This window comes from Paenibacillus sp. FSL F4-0243 (assembly GCF_037963295.1).
Taxonomy (GTDB): Bacteria; Bacillota; Bacilli; order Paenibacillales; family Paenibacillaceae; genus Paenibacillus_AQ.
Window position 1 is genome coordinate 6,323,610 of the sequence record NZ_CP150151.1, and the last position, 24,641, is coordinate 6,348,250.

General features: G+C 45.9%; 22 protein-coding genes, 1 tRNA gene and 2 rRNA genes. All 25 read right to left on the minus strand.

Annotation, left to right across the window (positions count from 1 at the left end; all coding sequences use genetic code 11):
* Window positions 1-32: 32 nt before the first annotated feature.
* Window positions 33-458 carry a 50S ribosomal protein L11 gene (rplK, locus tag NSS87_RS28145; RefSeq protein ID WP_042131235.1) on the minus strand — a complete coding sequence of 142 codons (426 nt, stop codon included), beginning with the start codon at window positions 456-458 and terminating at the stop codon, window positions 33-35.
* 75 nt (window positions 459-533) lie between these two features.
* Entirely contained in the window at window positions 534-1,067 is a 534-nt protein-coding gene (gene nusG / locus NSS87_RS28150) for a transcription termination/antitermination protein NusG (protein WP_036680499.1), read from the minus strand.
* Window positions 1,068-1,088: 21 nt separating this feature from the next.
* Entirely contained in the window at window positions 1,089-1,280 is a 192-nt protein-coding gene (gene secE, locus NSS87_RS28155) for a preprotein translocase subunit SecE (RefSeq protein WP_036680497.1), read from the minus strand.
* A 20-nt stretch (window positions 1,281-1,300) separates the two neighbouring features.
* Window positions 1,301-1,450, minus strand: coding sequence for a 50S ribosomal protein L33 (gene rpmG / locus NSS87_RS28160; RefSeq protein WP_076099620.1), 150 nt, complete (start codon window positions 1,448-1,450; stop codon window positions 1,301-1,303).
* Window positions 1,451-1,841: 391 nt separating this feature from the next.
* Window positions 1,842-2,486, minus strand: a complete 645-nt coding sequence (sigH, locus tag NSS87_RS28165) for an RNA polymerase sporulation sigma factor SigH (RefSeq protein ID WP_036680496.1) — start codon at window positions 2,484-2,486, stop codon at window positions 1,842-1,844.
* Between the two features lie 158 nt (window positions 2,487-2,644).
* Window positions 2,645-3,166, minus strand: coding sequence for an NYN domain-containing protein (locus NSS87_RS28170; protein ID WP_076286854.1), 522 nt, complete (start codon window positions 3,164-3,166; stop codon window positions 2,645-2,647).
* A gap of 2 nt (window positions 3,167-3,168) precedes the next feature.
* A complete protein-coding gene (rlmB, locus tag NSS87_RS28175) occupies window positions 3,169-3,933 on the minus strand; it encodes a 23S rRNA (guanosine(2251)-2'-O)-methyltransferase RlmB (protein ID WP_042131237.1) in 765 nt (254 codons plus the stop codon).
* 37 nt (window positions 3,934-3,970) lie between these two features.
* Entirely contained in the window at window positions 3,971-4,405 is a 435-nt protein-coding gene (locus NSS87_RS28180) for a Mini-ribonuclease 3 (RefSeq protein WP_042192194.1), read from the minus strand.
* Window positions 4,402-5,811 carry a cysteine--tRNA ligase gene (gene cysS / locus NSS87_RS28185; RefSeq protein ID WP_076286855.1) on the minus strand — a complete coding sequence of 470 codons (1,410 nt, stop codon included), beginning with the start codon at window positions 5,809-5,811 and terminating at the stop codon, window positions 4,402-4,404. The genes NSS87_RS28180 and cysS overlap by 4 nt, the downstream gene beginning before the upstream one ends.
* Window positions 5,812-5,860: 49 nt before the next feature.
* A complete protein-coding gene (gene cysE / locus NSS87_RS28190; RefSeq protein WP_042192199.1) occupies window positions 5,861-6,553 on the minus strand; it encodes a serine O-acetyltransferase in 693 nt (230 codons plus the stop codon).
* A 511-nt stretch (window positions 6,554-7,064) separates the two neighbouring features.
* Window positions 7,065-8,528 (minus strand): glutamate--tRNA ligase, encoded by a 1,464-nt coding sequence (gene gltX, locus NSS87_RS28195; protein ID WP_339243640.1) that lies wholly within the window; start codon window positions 8,526-8,528, stop codon window positions 7,065-7,067.
* 53 nt (window positions 8,529-8,581) lie between these two features.
* Window positions 8,582-9,070: a 2-C-methyl-D-erythritol 2,4-cyclodiphosphate synthase gene (gene ispF / locus NSS87_RS28200; RefSeq protein WP_042192203.1), complete on the minus strand. Its 489-nt coding sequence runs from the start codon at window positions 9,068-9,070 to the stop codon at window positions 8,582-8,584.
* Window positions 9,067-9,765 (minus strand): 2-C-methyl-D-erythritol 4-phosphate cytidylyltransferase, encoded by a 699-nt coding sequence (gene ispD, locus NSS87_RS28205; RefSeq protein ID WP_339243642.1) that lies wholly within the window; start codon window positions 9,763-9,765, stop codon window positions 9,067-9,069. Before ispD ends, ispF begins: the two co-directional genes overlap by 4 nt.
* Before the next feature lie 95 nt (window positions 9,766-9,860).
* The gene (locus tag NSS87_RS28210) at window positions 9,861-10,949 is read right to left on the minus strand and encodes a PIN/TRAM domain-containing protein (RefSeq protein WP_042131244.1); all 1,089 of its coding nucleotides are present in this window, start codon (window positions 10,947-10,949) and stop codon (window positions 9,861-9,863) included.
* 179 nt (window positions 10,950-11,128) lie between these two features.
* Window positions 11,129-11,866: a CDP-diacylglycerol--serine O-phosphatidyltransferase gene (pssA, locus tag NSS87_RS28215; protein WP_042192208.1), complete on the minus strand. Its 738-nt coding sequence runs from the start codon at window positions 11,864-11,866 to the stop codon at window positions 11,129-11,131.
* Between the two features lie 64 nt (window positions 11,867-11,930).
* Complete coding sequence (disA, locus tag NSS87_RS28220) at window positions 11,931-13,007, minus strand: DNA integrity scanning diadenylate cyclase DisA (protein ID WP_042131246.1); 1,077 nt, start codon at window positions 13,005-13,007, stop codon at window positions 11,931-11,933.
* 14 nt (window positions 13,008-13,021) lie between these two features.
* Window positions 13,022-14,389 carry a DNA repair protein RadA gene (gene radA, locus NSS87_RS28225; RefSeq protein ID WP_042131247.1) on the minus strand — a complete coding sequence of 456 codons (1,368 nt, stop codon included), beginning with the start codon at window positions 14,387-14,389 and terminating at the stop codon, window positions 13,022-13,024.
* A gap of 192 nt (window positions 14,390-14,581) precedes the next feature.
* A complete protein-coding gene (clpC, locus tag NSS87_RS28230; protein ID WP_042131248.1) occupies window positions 14,582-17,050 on the minus strand; it encodes an ATP-dependent protease ATP-binding subunit ClpC in 2,469 nt (822 codons plus the stop codon).
* 35 nt (window positions 17,051-17,085) lie between these two features.
* Entirely contained in the window at window positions 17,086-18,150 is a 1,065-nt protein-coding gene (locus NSS87_RS28235; protein ID WP_042192210.1) for a protein arginine kinase, read from the minus strand.
* Window positions 18,151-18,178: 28 nt separating this feature from the next.
* Window positions 18,179-18,703, minus strand: a complete 525-nt coding sequence (locus NSS87_RS28240) for a UvrB/UvrC motif-containing protein (protein ID WP_042192214.1) — start codon at window positions 18,701-18,703, stop codon at window positions 18,179-18,181.
* Window positions 18,704-18,733: 30 nt separating this feature from the next.
* Window positions 18,734-19,195 (minus strand): CtsR family transcriptional regulator, encoded by a 462-nt coding sequence (locus NSS87_RS28245; protein WP_042131251.1) that lies wholly within the window; start codon window positions 19,193-19,195, stop codon window positions 18,734-18,736.
* A 387-nt stretch (window positions 19,196-19,582) separates the two neighbouring features.
* A complete protein-coding gene (locus tag NSS87_RS28250) occupies window positions 19,583-20,755 on the minus strand; it encodes a GNAT family N-acetyltransferase (protein WP_339243644.1) in 1,173 nt (390 codons plus the stop codon).
* 419 nt (window positions 20,756-21,174) lie between these two features.
* Window positions 21,175-21,291, minus strand: a 5S ribosomal RNA gene (gene rrf / locus NSS87_RS28255).
* A 128-nt stretch (window positions 21,292-21,419) separates the two neighbouring features.
* Window positions 21,420-24,348 (minus strand): 23S ribosomal RNA (locus tag NSS87_RS28260).
* Window positions 24,349-24,529: 181 nt separating this feature from the next.
* Window positions 24,530-24,605, minus strand: a tRNA-Ala gene (locus NSS87_RS28265).
* Window positions 24,606-24,641 lie beyond the last annotated feature (36 nt).

The following is a 24,641-nucleotide window of genomic DNA, read 5'->3' on the forward strand; positions in this document are numbered from 1 at the left end:
CGGGTCACGAATGACCGATTCTTCGAAAACTACTAGTCTTCGATTGTGATGCCCATACTGCGAGCAGTACCTTCAACCATACGCATTGCAGCTTCTACAGATGCAGCGTTAAGGTCTGGCATTTTTGTTTCAGCAATTTCACGAACCGCAGCGCGGCCGATTTTTGCTACTTTTTTCTTGTTTGGTTCGCCGGATCCTTTTTCTACTTTAGCAGCGATGCGAAGCAGAACAGCAGCCGGAGGAGTTTTAGTGATGAACGTAAAGGAACGGTCTTCAAATACTGTAATTTCAACCGGAATGATCAAGCCAGCCTGGTCGGCAGTACGAGCATTAAATTCCTTACAGAATGCCATGATGTTGACACCTGCTTGACCTAACGCCGGACCTACTGGAGGCGCTGGATTCGCTTTCCCTGCAGGAATCTGCAGTTTCACCATTTTAATAACTTTTTTAGCCATGAGTGACACCTCCTTGCAAAAATAGTGGTCTTCGAACGCCATTGGCGCTCTCCCACAAGAAACCCTTAGCTTATGTTATATTTTCTCCACTTGAGTGAAATCCAACTCTAGCGGGGTTTCCCGTCCAAACATGTTCACATGCACTTTGATCTTGCTCTTGTCAGCCAAAATTTCTTCCACGGATCCCACAAAATTCGCAAACGGACCAACCATAATACGTACGGATTCCTTGATTTCGAAATCAATCTTCGCTTTAGGTTCAACCATGCCCATATGCTTCAGAATTTGTTCTACCTCTTCCGGAAGCAAAGCTGTTGGTTTAGACCCTGAGCCTGTCGAACCAACAAATCCAGTAACGCCCGGAGTATTGCGGACAACATACCAGGAATCATCAGTCTGAACCATTTCCACCAAAACATAACCCGGGTAAACTTTACGCATAACGGTTTTTTTCTTACCGTCTTTGTTTACGATTTCTTCTTCCATAGGAACAAGAACGCGGAATATTTTGTCTTCCATGCCCATGGACTCAACGCGCTTTTCCAAATTGGCTTTGACCTTATTCTCATACCCAGAATAGGTATGAACGACATACCATCTTTTTTCCATATCAAGCCACCTGGGACCTCTCTAAATAATCGCTTCAATCACAGCGGAAATACCGATGTCCAGAACCCAGAAGTAAATAGCGACAACTACAATTGTACCGAGAACGATCAATGTATAGTTGGTCAATTCTTTACGACTTGGCCAGCGAACTTTTTTGAGTTCACTCCAGCTCTCAGTGAAAAAGGAAAACATAGACTTGAAACTACGTTTCATGCCGACTACACCTCCACAGACTATCTGGTTTCGCGATGAGGAGTTTGCGAGTTACAATACTTGCAAAATTTCTTCATCTCCATGCGGTCGGGGTGATTTCGCTTGTTTTTGGTAGTCGCATAGTTTCTTTGTTTGCAACTTGTACAAGCCAAAGTGATAATTACCCGCATGATGTGCACCTCCCGAGACGTCCTTCTAACAATACAATTAGAAGACGTAAATATTGATCCTAAAAAAAGCCGCGAATTTAGGCCTACCTAAAACACTTTAGCATAATGTCAAGGTCTGTGTCAACGAAAGAATTCCGTTCTGCACTGGGTAATTTCGGGTGTTATAGTCATATGGCCGTACCCTGTCCTTGGGTCTATCTCTTCCTCACACTTCGCTGTCTTCCTTATCATTATGGGGCATTCCGACTGTGTATAAACCTACCCTCAACGGCAACAACTAAAATCGACTCAAATAGAAATTTATGGTGTTAACTCCTAATTCTATCTAAGCAATTTCATGAGACTAAAAAAAAGAACTCGATGTACGAGCCCTCTTGTGTTCATTATATCATTAATTGTCACGCACTTCTAGATATCTTTCTAATTTCCGCTTTACTCGTTGTAAAGCGTTGTCAATAGATTTCACATGCCGCTTCAGATCTTCAGCAATTTCCTGATAAGATCGTCCGTCTAAATACAACATCAGAACCTTACGCTCTAGGTCACTTAAAATCTCCGCCATCTTATCTTCAAGTCCAATGAATTCTTCTTGATTGATAATTAGCTCTTCTGGATCTAGTACCTGAGTTCCACAAATGACATCCATAAGCGTCCGGTCGGAATCTTCATCATAAATGGGCTTATCCAAAGAAACATAAGAATTGAGCGGAATATGCTTCTGACGCGTGGCCGTCTTAATAGCAGTTATAATCTGACGTGTTATGCAGAGCTCAGCAAAAGCCTTGAATGAAGAGAGCTTGTCACCTTTAAAGTCACGAATAGCCTTATAGAGACCAATCATTCCTTCTTGAACAATATCTTCACGATCTGCCCCGATCAAGAAATATGAGCGGGCTTTAGCACGTACAAAATTACGGTATTTATTAATTAAGTGTTCCAATGCGCCACTGTCGCCACCACGGAAAGCCTCGACAATATCTTCATCACTTATGAAATCATACTCGGATAGCATTATTTCCTTGAGGTCGACACTCACCAAGAATCCCCCCGGCTGCAACGCAAGACACATCGTTACTTCGCGAAATATAGGATCAGTATATATTATGTTACCTTACACCGTCAACCGGATTTGTCCAAAAACAATCTGGAATAGCATAAAATGGAATAAAAATATTGCCTAAATCTTTCCTATTGTCACTGCCTACGCCAATTTTCCAGTTTACTCCGCACATCAGGAGGCAGTTTGTCTTCCAAAGAATGACGTGTAGAACTGATACTTCCCGGTTCGATAGCTTTTTTCACTTGTTTCTGGTTCTCTTCAATTTCTAGGTGCAATTCTCTTGCAGAAATCCGCAGTGCACCTTGGGCGAAAATAATATGTTGCTCCACAAAGTCACTTGTTGCAACATAGATCTGCCGACGTCGGTTGCTAAATTCTCCAACCAATCGCTCAATGCATTCATCTGCGGTTTCTTTTTCCTTGGTGAAAAACACCTGGACTTTGCCCTGGACAAATGACCGACCCAATCCTGGAACGCGATATGCATCAAACACAGCAATAACTCGTCGTCCTGAGTAAGCCTGGTAATCAGCCAGCAAATCCATCAAGCGGTCGCGTGCTTCCTGCATACCAATCTGGGACAGTGCCGCTAGTTCCGGCCAGCCACCGATCATATTGTACCCGTCCACAAGCAGCACATCGCGCCAGTCGGCCATAGTTATCCCTGCTGTTGCCGAAGGCGTACCACTTCATACATAATGACTCCTGCGGCGACAGAGGCATTTAATGAATTGATCTTTCCGGCCATCGGCAGCTTAAGTAATACATCACATTTTTCACGAATCAGGCGTCCCATCCCTTTATTCTCATTACCGATTACAACAGCTACCGGTCCTGTGAAAATATTGGATCCAAACAGATTCTGATCTGTATCCACATCCGTACCTACTACCCAGACTCCCTGCTCTTTCAGACGATCAATGGTCTGACCTAGGTTAGTGACCCGCGCAACCGGAACATATTCCACGGCACCCGCCGATGTTTTGGAGACGGTAGCAGTAATCTGAGCCGAACGACGTTTAGGTACGATTACTCCATGCACTCCAGTACAATCTGCTGTCCGCAGAATGGACCCAAGGTTATGAGGATCTTCAATCTCATCCAGCAAAATCAAGAATGCAGGCTCTCCTTTGGCTTCAGCTGCAGCCAGCAGATCATCTACCTCGACATAGGCAAAAGGCGCGGCTTGAGCAACTACCCCCTGATGTTGAACTCCAGGAGCAAGCTGATCCAGCTTACGCTTGTCCACATGCTGAATGACAATCCCCGCTTTACGTGCTTCAGCGACGATTGGTGCGGTCAGATGCTTCTGAGCCGTTTCTGCAATCCATATTTTATTTAATGTACGACCCGCACGAAGCGCCTCAAGCACTGAATGCTTCCCAGCCAATATTTCCTCTTCTGTCTTCAAATCTTCTTCCATGTTCACTTCTCCTATTCTCTATTTCGCAAAAGCCTTATCACGGCTGTTTCAACATAAACTGTATGCCACTGTTCACAATTTCTTGTATTCTCTCCTGTTGACCTGTGTAGTATAAGTAACCTATCAGACACTCAAAAGCAGTAGCATGACGGTATTCAAGCACATCTGCATTCTTAGGAATACTTCCCGATTTAGCATTTCTCCCCTGACGGGCGACATCTTTTTCCTCTTCTGTGAGACTTGGCTCCAAAAATCCAAGAATTGCACTCTGCGCCTTAGCGGATACAAGTCCTGTAGCGGAGCGATGCAAATGGTTTGGGCGCAAATTCGGAAGAGATACCAAATACTGGCGAACTGACACCTCGTAAATGGCATCTCCTACATAGGCAAGCACAATTGGCGAGAGGAGTCGCGCAGGTTTGGAAGGCTCGTAAGGAAACCACCCGTTCTGAAACTTGCGTTCCTCACTCATTTCCGCCGCCACCGCATTCCTTGCGGAGTATCCTCAAGCAATATGCCCAAGCGACCTAATTCATCACGAATCTCATCGGACCGGCTCCAATTTTTATTCTTACGCGCTTCAACCCGCTCCGCGATCAATCGTTCAACTTCTTCACTCGCGATCTCTTCTTCCTCATGCTCAGGTGTCAAACGCAGCACAGCATTCATTTCCCCAAAAGCTTGCAGCAACGCAGCAAAATCAGCAGGGGCTGCTTCACTATTCGCAAGGGTATGGTTTGCAAGACTCACCCAATCAAACATAGCGGTAATCGCATCAGGGGTATTAAAGTCATCCTGCATTCTAGCATGAAAATTGGCCACAATAGCAGATAACTTATCATTAATCTCTAAGCTGACCTCACCCTGAGCACCTTCAGCAGCAAGTTCAAGACGATGCTTAACGTTACTTTCTGCAAGTGAGATACGTTCTACGCTCTTTTCAGCTGAAGTCATTGAATCCACCGAGAAGTTCAACGGATTACGATAATGGGTCGATAGCATGAAATAACGAATAGTCCCAGCTTTAAATTGCCCACGGATATCTTTCACAAGCCAACCGTTACCCAATGATTTCGACATTTTTTCATCACCGATGTTGATAAATCCATTATGCATCCAGTAATTAGAGAGTGGCTTACCCGTCAGAGCTTCTGTCTGAGCGCATTCGCATTCATGATGCGGGAACTGCAAATCTTGTCCACCCCCGTGGATGTCCATCGTATCCCCCAAGAACTCTCTTGCCATGGCCGAGCATTCAATATGCCAGCCTGGGCGTCCATTTCCCCACGGGCTCTGCCAGTACACTTCACCTGGTTTTGCTGCTTTCCACAGCACAAAGTCCTCGGGTTTCTCTTTCCGTGAGTCTACCTCTACGCGAATACCAAACTGTAATTCATCTAGATTCTGACGGGACAGCTTACCATAGTCTTCAAATTTGGAAGTACGGTAGTATACATCGCCACCACTCTCGTAGGCATACCCTTTTTCCTCGAGCTCTTTAATGAATTCAATGATCAGCTCCATGCTTTCTGTTACCCGCGGATTCAATGTTGCCGGTTTTACTCCAAGCCCTTCAAGATCCTCACGATAAGCATTAATAAAAATCTCAGCAACCTCTGCTACTGAAGTGTTCATTTCTTCTGCTTTGCGTATCAGTTTATCATCTACATCTGTGAAGTTCGTAACATACCGTACCTCATTGCCGAGTTGCTCCAAATAATTCCGGACCATATCAAAGACAATAATAGGTCTAGCATTTCCGATATGCATATATCCATAAACGGTTGGACCACATACATACATTTTCACTTTGCCCGACTCTTGGGGCACAAACTGCTCCTTGCTGCGTGTCATTGTGTTGTAAATTTGTAAAGCCATCCTATTCCAACCCTTTCTGTTGTCCCGATTCCTTAAGTACCGGATATGCTTAAATTTCGTAATCACCAATGTACTGCTGAGTTTCGACTAGCCGCTGCGCGGTCTTTTGCTTATCTTCTTCGCCAAGCTTCTCTCTGATCTCTTCGATCTCTTTTTGCAGAAAGCGAAGTGAATCTACAAGCGGGTCTGGCATCTTGGTATGATCCAAGCGATCGGATACACGTTCACCGTTACGTTTTACTACACGGCCCGGATTTCCTACTACTGTACTGTTATTTGGAACTTCACGCAGCACAACCGCATTCGAACCTATATTTGAATTGTCGCCGATACGAAACGATCCTAATACCTTCGCACCAGAACCAATAACTACATTGTTGCCAACTGTGGGATGGCGCTTACCTTTTTCTTTCCCTGTCCCCCCAAGTGTAACACCTTGATAGATAATAACATCATCACCGATTTCACAGGTTTCCCCAATAACAATCCCCATACCATGGTCGATAAACAGCCTATTTCCGATGACAGCTCCGGGATGGATTTCAACACCGGTCATAAATCTACTAAACTGTGAGACCATACGGGCCATTGTATACCAGCGACGTTTGAAAAAAGAATGGGCAATCCGGTGACCCCAAATGGCGTGCAACCCTGCATATGTGAAGACAACCTCGAACCAGCTGCGGGCAGCGGGATCGTTATCAAATACCGCCCGAATGTCCGACTTAATATGCTTAAACATCACGGTTCCTCTCTTCTTGACTCCCCCATCTCCTGTTTACAGGTACACAAGGAAGGTATTGTCTCCAATCCATCATTCTTATCATACATATGCTGTGGGTGTTTGCTTGGTTTGTTATATTAGAAAAGATACCCTGAAACAAAAAAAGCCCCTGCAGCATAAAGCTGCAGAGACGTTTAACCGCGGTTCCACTCTGCTTGAACGAATCAAACAGACTGCTGTTGTTACCATCGGCAGAGTTCCTTCGTTCCACTTGGCATCATTAACGGCGATGTACCCGGCGCGATCTAACGAGCCTTTAGGATCGTTCAACCGTGCAGCTCACAGGCGCATGTTCTGCCCCGGACAAATGAATAACTCCCAGCCCGAAAGGGTATCCCTTTCTCGGTTATTCTCTCTGGCAATTGCCTTTATGGACGTACTTCTCCTGATCACAGCTATTATCATATGGTTCTATCTTAGCGTAAAAGATAAGGGACTGACAAGAGGCTTAATGATAAGTAATACTACCTTAAGCTCCTTTAATTTGTGATTTCAAACGTTCGATGACACGGTTTTGGCCGAGCAAAGCAATCGTTATATTAAGATCACGTCCGTGCGTTTGTCCGGTCAAAGCCACACGTATCGGCATAAAGAGCGCTTTGCCTTTGTGCCCTGTTTCTTTCTGCACTTCCTTGATCAGTACAGCCATATTACTAGCACTGAAATCCTGACAAGCTTCAACCTTAGCTAGGAAAGCAGACAAGACTTCAGGCACTTGGCTTTCCGCCAGAACCTGCGCCGCTTCTGTTTCTAACTCCAGATGGCTGCGGAAGAATAGTTCAGATAGCTCTACGATATCGGAGGCAGAGTTCATCTGCTCTTGATACAGTGCTACAAGGCTTTCTGCCCATGCCTGCTGCTCATCATTCAGCTCAGCCGGTATTTTCCCCGCTTTTTGCAGATGTGGAATCGCTAATGCCGAGATCCGTTTAGGATCAGCATGCTTAATATAGTGATTATTTAGATGCGCCAGCTTGTGCTTATCGAATACAGCCGGACTTTTGGACAAACGGTCCGCATCAAAAATAGAAATAAGTTCTTCTTTACTGAAGATCTCCTCTTCTCCCTCTGGCGACCAGCCCAGTAGAGAAATGAAGTTAACCAAAGCCTCAGGCAAGTAACCCAATTCATCATATTGCTCAATAAATGTAATTACAGATTGATCCCGCTTGCTAAGCTTCTTATGGTTGTCACCGACAATCAGTGTCATATGACCAAATATTGGGGGTTTCCAACCAAGAGCCTCATAGATCATTAGCTGACGTGGTGTGTTGGAAATATGATCTTCTCCACGTAGTACATGGGTGATAGCCATCAGATAATCATCAACAGCTACCGCAAAGTTATAGGTCGGAATTCCGTCCTTCTTCAAGATAACAAAATCACCCATTTCTTTCGTATCAAAAGAAATAGTACCTTTCACGATATCATCGAACGTGTACGTACGATCTTCTGGTACACGGAAGCGAATGCTAGCTACTCGTCCCTCAGCTTCAAAGGCAAGGCGTTGTTCTTCCGTCAAATCACGGTGTTTGCCGGAATAACGAGGGGTTTCTCCACGTGCAGTCTGTTCTTCACGTTCTGCTTCCAGTTCTTCCTCTGTGCAGTAACAGCGGTAAGCCAAACCTTTATCCAGCAAATCCTGCCAATATACACGATATAGGTCAAGACGTTCAGTCTGGCGGTAAGGTCCGTACTCTCCGCCAACATCAACACTCTCATCCCAATCCATGCCTAGCCATTTCAAATACTTAAGCTGGCTCTCTTCGCCACCTGCGACATTGCGCTTCACGTCTGTATCTTCAATTCTGATAATGAATTTACCGCCTTTATTACGGGCGAACAGATAGTTAAACAGCGCCGTTCTGGCGTTACCTATATGTAAATGTCCCGTAGGGCTCGGTGCGTAACGCACCCGGACTTGATCCGTCATTATATTCCCTCCGCTTCATATGGTTAAAACTTAGATTTGCTACTTAGACCATCTCAAGATGATATCACATCTTGGAGTAGACAGACAATAGATTGTGCGGCAATTCCTTCACCACGACCGGCAAAACCAAGCTGTTCAGTAGTCGTAGCTTTAACGTTCACCTTGGACGGGTCCGCGTGAAGCGCACGAGCGATAATCTCCGTCATTTGTGGAATGTATGGCGCCATCTTTGGTTTTTGGGCAATAATCGTTGAATCGATATTTCCAAGCTTATAACCTCGCTCGCTAGCAAGTGCCCACACTTGTTCTAATAATTTCAAGCTATCCGCGTCCTTAAACGCTGGATCTGTGTCCGGAAAATGTCTGCCAATATCACCAAGTCCTAGTGCGCCTAGAATCGCGTCACTTACTGCGTGCAGCAGCACATCGGCATCGGAATGTCCTACTAATCCTTTTTCATAAGGAATCGTAACGCCTCCAATAATACAAGGCCTTCCCTCAACCAGTTGATGTACATCAAACCCTTGTCCTACAGCGATCATGATTGTCCCTCTCCCCTGTTTCTTTCTGTGAATTCTGCAAAATCCAAATCATCTGGCGTCGTAATCTTAATATTTCTGTAGCTTCCCTCTACCACAGAAACCGGAATACCAGCACGCTCTGCCAAGCTGGAATCATCAGTACCTAGAAATGCATCCCGCTCCGCGGCCGCATAGGCATCCAGCAATTCAGAAAGACGAAAAGTCTGCGGGGTTTGAATCGCCCACAGACTTCGCCGATCCGGCGTAGACAGTACTTTGCCTTCGTTATCTACCTGTTTGATCGTATCTTTGACTGGTACAGCAAGAACTGAAGCACCGATCTGCTTCGCTCGCTCGTAACATGCCTCAATTTCATTTGGCTGCACAAACGGACGAACACCATCATGTACCATTACCCACTGTGTCGTAAGTTTCAACAATCCTTTATGTACGGAATGCTGACGCTCAGATCCACCAGGTACTATAGCCTTAACCTTGTCCAGCTTATAGAGCTGTATCCATTCCCGGCAGCGCTCAATATCTTCCTTACCGGTTACGAGCACGATTTCAGAAATCAATTCGTGCTGCTGAAATACTTCCAGCGTATGAACGATGATTGGTTTCCCCTGCAGTAACAGATATTGCTTGCTCTCTACAGTCCCCATTCGCGTTCCTCTGCCTGCCGCCACAATGACGACGCCCACACTGTTTGACATTACTCTGGCTCCTGTCTTTCACGTATATTCCCATCATAACGTGTTTGGCGGGCATTTCCAACCCATAGGACATTTGCCGTGTACTTTATCTACGCTTATTGTGCTTTTTCCAAGAGCTTTGGCTTCGCAAATATCATCCGTCCAGCTGAAGTTTGAAGCACACTCGTGACGAGAACCTCCATCGTAGTTCCGATATATTCCCGTCCGCCTTCCACAACGATCATTGTTCCATCGTCTAAATAGGCTACGCCTTGTCCATGCTCTTTGCCATCCTTAATGACCTGAACTACGATTTCCTCACCAGGCAACACTACGGGCTTCACGGCATTCGCAAGATCATTAATATTCAGTACTGAGACTCCTTGTAATTCGCAAACCTTATTCAAGTTAAAGTCATTGGTAACTACTTTACCTCGCAGTACCTTCGCTAACTTCACCAGCTTACTATCCACCTCAGAGATTTCTTCAAAATCTCCCTCGTAGATTAATACCTTCACATCGAGCTCTTTTTGGATTTTATTGAGAATATCAAGTCCCCGCCGTCCGCGATTACGTTTCAGTAGATCGGAAGAATCTGCGATATGCTGGAGCTCCTCAAGTACGAATTCCGGTATGACAATCGTTCCCTCAATAAATCCAGTTTTGCAAATGTCGGCGATCCGACCATCAATAATAACGCTTGTATCGAGGATTTTATGCTCCTCCAGGCCACGACCTTCCGGTTCAGCCGCTTGCCCCCAGCGTCCAGTTGTCCAAAGTGCAGCTAGTTCCTCTTTTTTCTCCAGACCGATCCGCAGCCCCATATATCCAAAAGCTAACGTAACGGGTACCTGCAGCAACTGCCCAGCTTTTCCAAGCCAAATCATAGCAGGATATAACAGAAGAGATAGCAAAAGCCCTCCTGTAAGCCCAGCTGCACCTGCAGCCAATTCATTCATTGGTATACGCGAACAGTACAGAACCGCCTCCCGCAGTTTTGAACCTCCCCATTCCGCGCATAAAGACCCCGCAAACAAAAAAATAATGGCACCCAGCACCGTAAATAAAATGCTTCCCTCTACAGGTAAACTTTCACTCAGCTTTTCCATTCCCTTGGGGAATCCTCTTTCAAGCGCATGGTATAGCGAAAAACCAGACCAAGCACCACATATTAAAGCAAAAGACAATATCACTTTTTTCCACATAACCTAACGCACCTCCTTTTTATTCATCCTTGAATGATCTATACCTCACCAGTATGTTCCAATTTTCAAGACGATAAACTTGGGGTAGCGCTGGAATTGCAAAAAGGCTTTGCCATCCCCTAAGGACGACAAAGCCTCTAGCTATAATTATATTAGTTCAACCTTACTACAAGACTGCTTTAACCGTTCTTCGAGTGATACACTTTATCTTCAGAACGTCTTCTACGACGGTGACGGCGTCTGGCTGTCAATCGATCGATGTTTTGTTTAAAACCATATAACGCGTAAATCCCAAGTAAGACGAAGATTAGCTTAGCAATTTGTTCAGGGAACACAACAGCAACAGCCACGGCAACAACAATGACTACTGGCGCTCCGACAACCACTTTTTTAGGTAATCCAACCTTCTTAAAATTAGGATATTTAACAGTGCTGACCATCAAATATGATAAGAGCAATGTAGCCACGATCATAAATGGAGCAGAAACATCTTTATTAAAAAGAGCTAATGTGGCAAGTACACCACCAGCAGCAGGAATTGGCAATCCGATGAAATAACCAGGAACTCCTGGATGAACATTAAAGCGAGCTAGGCGCAATGCACCAAACACCGGGAAAATTGCAGTTACTGTCCAGGCTAATGCAGAATTTAAATCATGCAGGCTTGAGACGTACATAATAACAGCCGGTGCTACTCCAAAAGAAACGACATCAGACAAAGAGTCCAGTTCCTTACCAAATTCACTCTCACATTTAAGTGCACGAGCAACTCGGCCATCCAATCCGTCTAACAGCATAGCAATAATAACCATGATAGCGGCCATGCTAACTTTACCGTCAAACGCCATCATGATACCAAACATTCCGAGCATCAAGTTACCTATGGTAAAAAGACTCGGAATTGATTTTTGTATCATTTCTTCACCTCAATTTTCTCACATTGGCCTTAAACAGCTCCAATATTACGTGATTGTATGTTATTTACATTTGCCTGTCAATAAGAACTTGCTTCTGTAAACGTTTGAGCCCATCCTGAATATTACGAGCCCGCACCTCCCCAATTCCGTCCACTTCATCCAGTTCAGCTATGCTTGCAGACATCAAATTAGGCAGCATTTCAAACCGCTCCACCAGATTATGAATGATCACATTTGGAAGCCGCGGAATCTTGTTGAGCAGACGATATCCACGTGGAGTAACCACCTCTTCGGAAGAAATTGCCGTAGAAGAGTAGCCCAGCAATCGAGCAATATGGTTGTCATCCATTAGGTCATCATCACTAATACGTTTGAGACCGGCAATAATTTCACGAATTTTATCTTCTTGCTCTTCCTTAGCATAGTCTCTGTATAGGAGCCATGCTTCTTCCTCTGTATTTCCAACCAGTTCTTCCATCTGCATGCTGATTAAACGTCCTTCATTGCCTAGTTCATTTATATATCGTTTGATCTCCATTTTTATGCGTAGAACCATCTCTACCCGCTGAATCACTCCGACCACTTCAGCTACGGTGACGATTCCTTCATACTCCGAAGCAGACAAATTCGTCAGTCCTTGTGTAAGAACCGCTTTGTACTTTTCTAGGGTCTGAATCGCTTGATTAGCTTTAGCCAAAATAGCTCCGATTTCTTTTAACGCATACCGAATGGAACCTTGATACAGGGTAATAATATTGCGGCGCTGTGAAATAGAAACAACCAGTTTACCTGTTTGCTTCGCTACACGCTCGGCGGTCCGGTGACGAATGCCTGTCTCGATTGAAGAGATGGACGAATCCGGAATTAGCTGTGTATTTGCATACAAAATTCGTTTCAAATCCTCACTAAGAATAATGGCACCGTCCATTTTGGCGAGCTCATATAAATAATTGGGCGAAAAATCGCAGTTAATGGAGAATCCTCCATCCACTACCTCCATCACCTCAGGACTATACCCAACGACGATTAGTGCTCCCGTCTTAGCGCGCAGCACATTCTCAAGACCTTCCCGAAAGGGTGTCCCCGGTGCCGCCAGTCTGAGCAGATCATTCATATTCTCTAATTGGTTATATTCTTTCATAATCCCTGTGCCCCCTAATCTAACGCGACCGATAGTGCATCTGCTACGGTACTGACGCCAATAATCTGGATATCTTGCGGGTGCTTCCAGCCCTTCAAACTTTTCTCTGGCATGATCACCCGCCGGAAGCCTAGCTTCGCGGCCTCCTTCACACGCATTTCCGCGCGTGAAACACCTCTTACTTCACCTGTAAGTCCTACTTCACCGAAGAAAACATCGTAAGGTTTTGTTGAAATATCACGAAAGCTGGAAGCGATACTAACAGCTACTGCTAAATCAATCGCCGGTTCATCCAGCTTCACTCCTCCAGCAACATTAAGGTATGCATCCTGATTTTGCAGGAACATGCCCATCCGCTTCTCAAGTACAGCGATAATGAGTGCCATCCGCTGGTGATCCATACCTGTGCACACCCGGCGTGGGGAGGGGAAATGAGTGGCAGCGATAAGAGCCTGAAGCTCAACAAGCACCGGTCTAGTCCCTTCCATACTAGCCACGACTGTAGATCCGGCTACGCCGAGTGGACGCTCAGATAAGAAGAGCTCCGATGGATTTTCTACTTCTGTTAGACCCACTTCACCCATTTCGAAAATGCCGATTTCATTCGTTGAACCGAAGCGGTTCTTTACAGCCCGCAGGAGTCTATACGTATGATGCCGCTCTCCCTCAAAATACAGCACACAATCCACCATATGTTCAAGCATCCGTGGGCCTGCAATAGCGCCTTCCTTGGTGACATGCCCAACGAGAACTGTAGCAATTCCCCGAATCTTAGCGATACGCATAAATCTTGTCGTACATTCCCGAACCTGGGTCACACTGCCTGGCGCACTAGTTACTTCTGGCATAAATACAGTCTGAATCGAATCGATAACAAGAAATTGCGGCTGAATTTGTTCAATCGCTTCTTCTATGCTTTCCATATTCGTCTCACATAGTACATATAGCTCAGCTGACAACGCACCGAGGCGATCCGCACGTAGTTTTGTTTGCCTTACCGATTCTTCGCCCGAAATGTACAGCACTCGCAATCCCTGAGTTGTCAGAGCATGCGACGTCTGTAATAAGAGCGTAGATTTACCGATTCCTGGGTCTCCCCCTACTAGTACCAGCGATCCTGGCACGATCCCCCCACCGAGAACACGGTTAAGCTCACCTATACCTGTCAGTATGCGCGGTTCCTTGTCACTTTCTATACTTATGATCGATTGTGCCTTTTCTTTACTATGAAAAATAGGGGCATTCATTCCCTGTGTTTTGACTACGCTTTCCGTTTCCTCCACCATGGAGTTCCAAGCTTGGCACCCGGGACATTTTCCGAACCATTTTGGCGATTCGTATCCACAATCGGTGCAAAAAAATTTAGTTTTTGGTTTAGCCATTTGTTCTCCTTACGGTCCGAACTTTTAAATTGCGGATATTTTCTTCTAATGAAAGTTTACCATTTCTGCCCCTTTAACGAAAGGTCATTCGGAATTTGTACTAAATGTATATTTTTAAGTGATAAATTTATATTAAAAAAGCTTCCGCCCCTCTATAAACTGAGGAGCGGAAGCTTTTTTTATTCCGTTTTTTTATTCGGATTCTACTTCTTTTTCAAGCAATGGCGCTACAGGAGCATCCACTTTATTCACTACAAGTTCTCCGCCAACTTCATCAATGTTGAGCGAATCACCCTTTTGGATATTTCCTCTCAACAATTCCTCGGAAAGACGGTCTTCAATATGCTTCTGAATCGCACGACGTAATGGACGTGCACCAAAGGCTGGGTCGTAACCTTCCTTAGCCAGGAAAGCCTTCGCCGCATCCGTGAGTACGAAATCAACATCATATTCACGCAGCCGCTTGCGCAGCTCATCAGACATCAACGTAACGATTTCAGCAATATGCTTCTCATCGAGGGAATGGAAGACGATGATTTCGTCAATCCGGTTCAAGAACTCAGGACGGAAGCTCTTCTTAAGCTCTTCCATAACCTTGCCCTTCATATTACCGTATTCTGCTCCAGCATCTTGCACAGCTGTGAATCCAAGTGTCGAATTCTTCTTGATCGCTTGTGCGCCTACGTTAGAAGTCAGAATAATTAATGTATTACGGAAATCGACTACCCGTCCTTTAGAGTCAGTCAAACGACCGTCTTCAAGAACTTGCAGCAGAATATTGAATACTTCTGGGTGCGCTTTTTCAATTTCATCAAGCAGCACTACAGAATAAGGTTTACGGCGTACTTTCTCGGTTAATTGGCCGCCTTCTTCATAGCCAACATATCCAGGAGGGGCTCCGACTAAGCGGGACGTGGAGTGTTTCTCCATGTATTCCGACATATCAATACGGATGACCGCATTCTCATCGCCGAACATGGCTTCAGCCAATGCACGAGCCAACTCAGTTTTACCTACACCTGTAGGACCGAGGAAGATAAAGGAACCCATTGGACGTTTCGGATCTTTAAGACCCGCACGCGCACGGCGTAGTGCCCGGCTAACTGCCTTAACAGCTTCGTCCTGACCGATCACTCGTTCATGCAGTAAAGCCTCCATGTTAAGTAGACGGTCGGTCTCCTCTTCCTTCAGCTTGCTTACAGGTATACCCGTCCAGCTAGCTACAACCTGTGCGATGTCTTCAGGTGTAACCTCTGAATCCGTGCGCCCCTGTTTTTCTTTCCATTGATTCTTTGTCGTATCAAGCTCTTCACGGATTTTTTGCTCTGTATCACGCAAGGCCGCCGCTTTTTCAAACTCTTGACTCTGCACTGCGGAATCCTTCTCCTTGCGGATATCATCCAAGCGCATTTCAAGTTCCTTCAGATTTGGCGGGATGGTGTAAGAGTGAAGCCTTACTTTAGACCCTGCTTCATCGATAAGGTCAATCGCTTTATCTGGCAGGAAACGGTCCGGGATGTAACGATCGGACAACTTCACTGCTTCCACAATAGCTTCATCCGTAATCTTCACACGGTGATGCGCTTCATAACGATCGCGAAGTCCGAAAAGAATTTGGACCGCTTCCTCTGGAGAAGGCTGATCCACCGTAATCGGTTGGAAACGACGCTCCAATGCTGCATCTTTTTCAATATATTTACGATATTCGTCAAGCGTAGTCGCACCAATGCACTGAAGTTCCCCACGGGCTAAAGCCGGCTTAAGAATGTTAGATGCGTCAATCGCACCTTCTGCGCCACCAGCACCGATTAGCGTATGAAGCTCATCGATAAAGAGCACGATATTACCTGCTTGGCGAATCTCATCCATAATTTTCTTGAGGCGGTCTTCAAACTCACCGCGATATTTTGTTCCAGCCACTACTGAGCCCATGTCGAGCGTCATGACGCGTTTGTCGCGAAGTGTTTCTGGGATTTCATTATTGATAATCTTTTGTGCAAGTCCTTCAGCGATAGCTGTTTTACCAACACCAGGTTCACCGATCAGTACCGGGTTATTCTTAGTCCGGCGACTCAGTACCTGAATAACACGTTCAATTTCCTTACTACGGCCGATAACTGGGTCTAGATTACCTTCCTTAGCATAAGCGGTCAAATCGCGCGCAAGACCATCTAGGGTCGGTGTGCTGACATTAGCCGGAGTCCCGCTATGACTAGAGGCAGCCTCGCTGCTTCCCAGGAGCTGAAGAACTTGTTGACGAGCTTTGTTCAAGCTGATGCCGAGGTTATTAAGCACACGAGCCGCGACACCTTCCCCTTCACGGATAAGTCCAAGCAAAATATGCTCAGTGCCAACATACGTATGACCCAATTTGCGGGCTTCGTCCATCGACAGCTCAATCACTTTTTTAGCGCGAGGAGTATAAGCAATGTTCGTAGGCTGTTCTTGACCTCTGCCAATCAGTGTCTCCACTTCGTCCTGGATTTTTTCAAGACCTAGCCCTAAAGCTATTAATGCCTTAGCAGCAATGCCGTCTCCTTCACGAATAAGTCCGAGCAAAATATGTTCTGTACCAATATTGTTGTGTCCTAAACGAACAGCTTCTTCCTGCGCCAGCGCTAGCACTTTTTGTGCGCGTTCCGTAAATCTTCCAAACATCATATCTCCTGCACCTCCATGAATAATAAATATCTATATTAATGTTGTGTTCCCAGTGTCTCTCGGAGCAGTTTTGCCCGATACATATCTCGTTCAGTAGCGTTCAGCTCATCGCCGAACATCTTTTGTAGAAATCCTGGCTGTGTCTTAACGTTAAGTTCATTAAGCACTGAGATCGAAAGACCTTCCAGAATGCCAAGGTCAACCCCAAGTCTCACATCAGACAGGCGTTGAGCAGATTCTTTAAGCTCCATAAGAGCTGCATAACATAAAATTCCGTAAGAACGCTTCACTCGGTCTGTTATTCTCAGGGCGGAATCAACAAGCAACCGTTCACGTGCATTTCGCTCATGCTCAATAATCTGGGTAACTACACTGTGAAGGTTCTCTATAATTTCACTTTCCGTTTGACCGAGAGTGATCTGGTTAGAAATTTGAAAGATGTTCCCTACTGCTTCGCTACCCTCACCGTAAATTCCTCTTACAGTCAATCCCACTTGGTTCACTGCAGACAATATGCGATTGATCTGATGAGTCATTACAAGCGCTGGTAGATGCAGCATTACCGAGGCACGAAGCCCAGTACCAACATTGGTGGGACAACTAGTCAAATATCCTCTTTTATCATCAAAAGCGTAATTGACTGCTGCCTCGAATATATCATCGATCGCCGTCGCACGATCCCATGCTTCTCTAACCTGAAGACCAGGAAACAGACACTGGATTCGCAGATGGTCCTCTTCGTTAATCATGATGCTGACCGACTCATCTTCATTTAATAAGACAGCCGCACTGCGCGAATCATTAGCCAAGTTAGGACTGATTAGATGCTTCTCAACCAGTACCTTTTTGTCCAGTTCATTCACTTCATCAAGCTTTAGGAGTTGAAAAGATCCGAAATCTGCAGCTGCTTCCTCATGAAACACAGGAGCCAGTAGCTCTAATACTTCTTCCGATTGCTCTAAGGAAGCCAGCATTGGGAACGGAAGATGCTCTAGATTACGGGCAATACGCATACGACTGCTAATTACAATCTCGGAGTGACTACCTCCAGAACGCATCCAATCACTAAGCGCTTGTTCAGTAAATCGGAGACTTGACATGTCATATCCCCCCTATATATCAAAGACTTTACTCTTGTGCTATTTCTTTTTCAAGTTTACGAATCTGATCTCGCAGCTCCGCTGCTTTCTCGAATTCTTCTTGTGTAATACTTTGCTGTAATTCCTGCTTGAGTTCATCAATTTGGCGTCTAAACACAATCTGAGCTCCTGCACGTTTCGGAATCTTACCTACATGTGAAGTACTGCCATGCACTCGCTTAAAAAGCGGGTCCAGTGCACTGTTAAAATATTCATAACAGGAGCTACAGCCAAAACGGCCTAATTTGCTAAACTGGGAGTACGTCATCCCACAATTCTCACATTGCAGACTCTGCGTAGTCTTCGTTGCAGCCGACTTCTCCTTGCCGGCACCTTCAAGATCAAGCAGACCTGAGAGCAGACTGTGGATAGAGAATCCTCCAGCCGTTCCGGGAATGAGTTCACCCTTCTCCCGTGCACAGCTCTCGCAGATATGAAACTCCGTCTTCTCTCCATTCACGATCTTAGTGAAGTGGAGTGTTGCCGGCTTGACGCCACATTCCTGGCATTGCATAAGCGAAAGCCCCTCCCTTATGGTTGACAATTATTTGCCTAACAAAGAGATTAACATCGCCTTCATAATCTTGGCACGAATCTCATCCCGGTATGGAATCTTAACCGTTAGGCATTCCCGAGAAACAGCAGCGCGCATAAGGCACGCTTCACGCTTACTTAGAAAACCAGCTTCCTCCAGCTGATAAATCAGCCCTTCAGCAGCGTTCTGATCAATCCCGCCACCTATAGTATGGTTTAAATGGGCATGCAGTGCTACGTTAGGTGGTAATTCAAAACGTTGAATACGAATATATCCCCCGCCACCACGCTTACTTTCCACCACATAACCTTTTTCCAGAGTAAAGCGTGTACTGATGACATAGTTGATCTGTGACGGTACGCATGAGAACTGGTCCGCCAGGTCATTTCGCTGGATTTCCACCGTACCTTCGGGACTTTCATGCAAAATATTCTTCAGATATTGTTCGATAATATCAGAGATATTGCGCATCACTCATCCTCCAGTGCTTAAATCTTTATAATACCGATTGCAACTTGCATTCATAATGACAATGGTCTTTAATTGAACTTAAACATTTGTGGATAATCCCACGTGTTCAGAAGATCGGATAGATGTCATTATGCTTCGTTGACTTTGACTTTCTTTGACTTTTTAATATTATAACATATTCTGTGCTAATTCCAAGTGGATTCTCTTATTTTTCACTTTTTTCAGCGAATGTATTCGGAAATAAAGAACTCTCCCAACTTCTTTCGAAGGGGAGAGCCTAATTTTTGTCAAGTATAAACGCCTTCGGTATCCTTATTAGGGCGATAAGCGTTTATGCGAGAAATATAAGGATAATGTATAGCATGAAACTTATATTTTCTTATATTTTTAAAAATGATCAAATAAAGCTGTCTGTGCTTGTGGAATAATTTCTTCAAACCATTCCAGTGCTGCTGCGTGGCCAGAGACACTTCCATAACGTGCCATCTCTGTTGGTCGTTTGTATCCAAGCATCAAGGCCGTCAAAGTGCCTATATCACATCTCAAGTCTGCTTCCGCCCGTTCCCCTTCCACTCGAATCAAAGTAGCCGAGCCCTCATTAGAGATATTCCATGCCCATAACCCATCATTCCAAGGTGCATACTTATCTTCGATATATATAAGCTGCTTCTTTTGACTACTGTTTCCTCTGAAGGCGTAAGTTTCAATGAATGACTTGGCATTAACAATCCGCCCCATAAAATAAGGATAATTCTCTTGTCCTATACGTGGATCTGGCAGCAAGAAAGGTAATATGTCATCCGAAGGCACCAGCTTTAAGGATGCACCGGTCACCATCGAATCATGGTTCGCAAGAAATGTCCACAGCCCCTGCCGAGCTTGTTCATTCAAAAAAACAAATTCATCAATAACCAGTTCTCTGTTCTCTACCTTATACAGCACATATCCCTCTGGTTCACCACTCTTGGAGTAAAATACTGCACTCTTTCCTTCATCATCTAGAACAGAGTTCTCCCACCAGTCCAAATCGCGCTTAAGTGTCCCGTTATATCTGACAGCGAATCGATTGTATAGGCTATCTAATACTTCGATATCTTTTATATCCCGTCTAACCTTGCCCTCAACTTCGACCTTTTTGGGAAACTTCGCTACTGGAATAGAGTATTTCTTATATTCACAATAAACCTCCCAGCCAAATTTACGATAAAACGGAATCAAGAACGGGTGTAGAAAAGAGAGCATTTGACCTGCCTCATTCATCGTATGCAGCGCATGAGACAATAGATTTGCCACATGTCCTTGTCTGCGGTTCTCTGGCCATGTAGCCACTCCTGCTATACCACCCATAGGTACCACTCTGCCCTGTATGTAGACTTGGAAAGGAATAATCGTCAATTTAGCTTCCAATGTTCCGTCCTCAAAAGCACCCCATACCTGTTCAGCCTTGAATCTTTCCTTAGCACTTGCCCTTTTTTCACTAGGAAGCTTGTACTGAAAAGCATATTCTGACAAGTTCATGCTTGCATCGAATTCTTCTGAACGTAACTGTCTTATTACCACAAACTCACCTCATCCTTTATAAAATTACTTTTAGGATAAGTATAACAAGAGCTTCAATTGTGCGCTAATCTATTACATTATTTATAACTTTATTTTAGTTATCCACAGCTCTATGCAGTTTTAAAAATAGTCTTGAAATCTTGTCACATCCAAGTTAAAATAGTTATCCACTTATCAATAGCTCTATCCACATAATCCCGGTTATATCCACAGCAACCCGTGTATTACTTAGGTTTTCTGTTGACAGATCCATATAAATATGTATTTAATCCACACTATTTAGAGATTATTTCTCTTTCAATCATCTATCCACATGTGCGTAACTCTTCTGCAAATCCAAATGTTTATCCACAAGTTTTCCACAGCCTATAATAAACGCAAAAAAGCCACTGTCGATTACTCAACAGTGGTCTAATTGTGCTTGGCAACGTCCTACTCTCCCAGGACCCTTCGGTCCAAGTACCATCGGCGCTGGAGGGCTTAACGGTCGTGTTCGGGATGGGTACGCGTGGAACCCCTCCGCTATCGCCACCAAACATGCGTCTGTGAAACAGACGCTGCCGCGTGAAATTTCGTTCATCACCAGAAGTGAGAATAAATTTCTCAGCGTGTTACAGGCTTGATGCCTGAAAACTGAATCCGAATTGAATTTGCGTTTTAAGTATAGGATAAGCCCTCGACCGATTAGTATTGGTCAGCTCCATGCATTACTGCACTTCCACCTCCAACCTATCTACCTCGTCGTCTTCAAGGGGTCTTACTAATTGGGAAATCTCATCTTGAGGGGGGCTTCACGCTTAGATGCTTTCAGCGCTTATCCCGTCCGTACGTAGCTACCCAGCCATGCTTCTGGCGAAACAACTGGTGCACCAGCGGTACGTCCATCCCGGTCCTCTCGTACTAAGGACAGCTCCTCTCAAATTTCCTGCGCCCACGACAGATAGGGACCGAACTGTCTCACGACGTTCTGAACCCAGCTCGCGTACCGCTTTAATGGGCGAACAGCCCAACCCTTGGGACCTACTTCAGCCCCAGGATGCGATGAGCCGACATCGAGGTGCCAAACCTCCCCGTCGATGTGGACTCTTGGGGGAGATAAGCCTGTTATCCCCAGGGTAGCTTTTATCCGTTGAGCGATGGCCCTTCCATGCGGTACCACCGGATCACTAAGTCCGACTTTCGTCCCTGCTCGACTTGTAGGTCTCGCAGTCAAGCTCCCTTATGCCTTTGCACTCTTCGAATGATTTCCAACCATTCTGAGGGAACCTTGGAACGCCTCCGTTACTCTTTAGGAGGCGACCGCCCCAGTCAAACTGCCCGCCTGACACGGTCCCCGTACCCGATTAGGGTACTAGGTTAGAACCTAGATACGATCAGGGTGGTATCCCAACGGCGCCTCCACCGAAGCTTGCGCTCCGATTTCTACGGCTCCCACCTATCCTGTACAGATCGTACCCAAATTCAATATCAAGCTGCAGTAAAGCTCCATGGGGTCTTTCCGTCTTGTCGCGGGTAACCTGCATCTTCACAGGTATTAAAATTTCACCGGATCTCTCGTTGAGACAGCGCCCAAGTCGTTACGCCATTCGTGCGGGTCAGAATTTACCTGACAAGGAATTTCGCTACCTTAGGACCGTTATAGTTACGGCCGCCGTTTACTGGGGCTTCGGTTCATAGCTTCGGGTTACCCCTAACCACTCCCCTTAACCTTCCAGCACCGGGCAGGCGTCAGCCCGTATACTTCGCCTTGCGGCTTCGCACAGACCTGTGTTTTTGCTAAACAGTCGCTTGGGCCTTTTCACTGCGGCCCCCTCGTGCTATTCACACTACCGGGGCACCCCTTCTCCCGAAGTTACGGGGTCATTTTGCCGAGTTCCTTAACGAGAGTTCTTCCGCGCGCCTTAGAATTCTCTTCTCGCCTACCTGTGTCGGTTTGCGGTACGGGCACCTTCTCCTGGCTAGAGGCTTTTCTTGGCAGTGTGAGATCATGACCTTCGCTACTGTAATTTTCGCTCCCCATCACAGCCCAGCCTTAATGATGTGCGGATTTGCCTACACATCAGCCTCACTGCTTAGACGGACATATCCATCAGTCCGCGTCACTACCCTCCTGCGTCACCCCATCGCTCATAGCGGATTACGGTGGTACAGTAATTTCAAACTGTTGTCCTTCGACTACGCCTTTCGGCCTCGCCTTAGGTCCCGACTTACCCTGAGCGGACGAGCCTTCCTCAGGAAACCTTGGGCTTTCGGCGGATCAGATTCTCACTGATCTTTTCGTTACTCATACCGGCATTCTCACTTGTATGCTGTCCAGCGCTCCTTACGGTACACCTTCAACCCACATACAACGCTCCCCTACCCCAGATACATACGTATCTAGCCATAGCTTCGGTGGTGTGTTTAGCCCCGTTACATTTTCGGCGCAGAGTCACTCGACCAGTGAGCTATTACGCACTCTTTCAATGGTGGCTGCTTCTAAGCCAACATCCTGGTTGTCTGTGCAACTCCACATCCTTTCCCACTTAACACACACTTGGGGACCTTAGCTGATGGTCTGGGCTGTTTCCCTTTTGACAATGGATCTTAGCACTCACTGTCTGACTCCCGGCAATAAGTATATGGCATTCGGAGTTTGACTGAGCTTGGTAATCCTTGCGGACCCCGCACCCAATCAGTGCTCTACCTCCACTACTCTTATACCGAGGCTAGCCCTAAAGCTATTTCGGGGAGAACCAGCTATCTCCGAGTTCGATTGGAATTTCTCCGCTACCCCCACCTCATCCCCGCATTTTTCAACATGCGTGGGTTCGGGCCTCCAGTGCGTGTTACCGCACCTTCACCCTGGACAGGGGTAGATCACACGGTTTCGGGTCTACGTCCACATACTAAATCGCCCTATTCAGACTCGCTTTCGCTGCGGCTCCGTCTTCTCGACTTAACCTTGCATGTTAAACGTAACTCGCCGGTTCATTCTACAAAAGGCACGCCATCACCCATAGATAGGGCTCTGACTTTTTGTAAGCACACGGTTTCAGGTTCTATTTCACTCCCCTTCCGGGGTGCTTTTCACCTTTCCCTCACGGTACTGTTTCACTATCGGTCGCCAGGTAGTATTTAGCCTTAGCAGATGGTCCTGCTGGATTCATACGGGGTTTCACGTGCCCCGCACTACTCGGGATCCGTCTCGGAGAGAACACAGTTTAGGTTACAGGGCTTTTACCTCTATCGCGGGCCTTTCCAGACCTCTTCGCCTACCATATTCCTTTGTAACTCCATGTGAGACGTCCCACAACCCCTAAGAGCAAGCTCTTAGGTTTAGGCTGTTCCGCGTTCGCTCGCCGCTACTGACGGAATCACTATTGTTTTCTCTTCCTCAGGGTACTTAGATGTTTCAGTTCCCCTGGTCTGCCTCTACATCTCCTATGTGTTCAGAGATGAGTAACTGCGAATTACCACAGCTGGGTTTCCCCATTCGGACACCCCCGGATCAAAGCTTGCTTACAGCTCCCCGAGGCAGTTTCGTTGTTCGCCACGTCCTTCGTCGGCTCCTGGCGCCTAGGCATCCTCCGTGTGCTCTTATTAGCTTAACCTTCGCTCCGATGTTTCGCTTGTTCGCACAATTGAAAATCTTCGCTTCCAGCTAATAACTAACGTACTTGTTTACACAAGTTTTAGCTAAAAGATGTTCTAAAACGCAAATTCGTTTCGGTATCCAGTTTTCAAGGATCAAGTTTAAAAATATTCTAGACATAACAAATAGATGAAGTTTGTTGGTGGAGCCAAGCGGGATCGAACCGCTGACCTCCTGCTTGCAAGGCAGGCGCTCTCCCAGCTGAGCTATGGCCCCGCAAATTCCATCAAAACCGAACAAATGGATACGCGT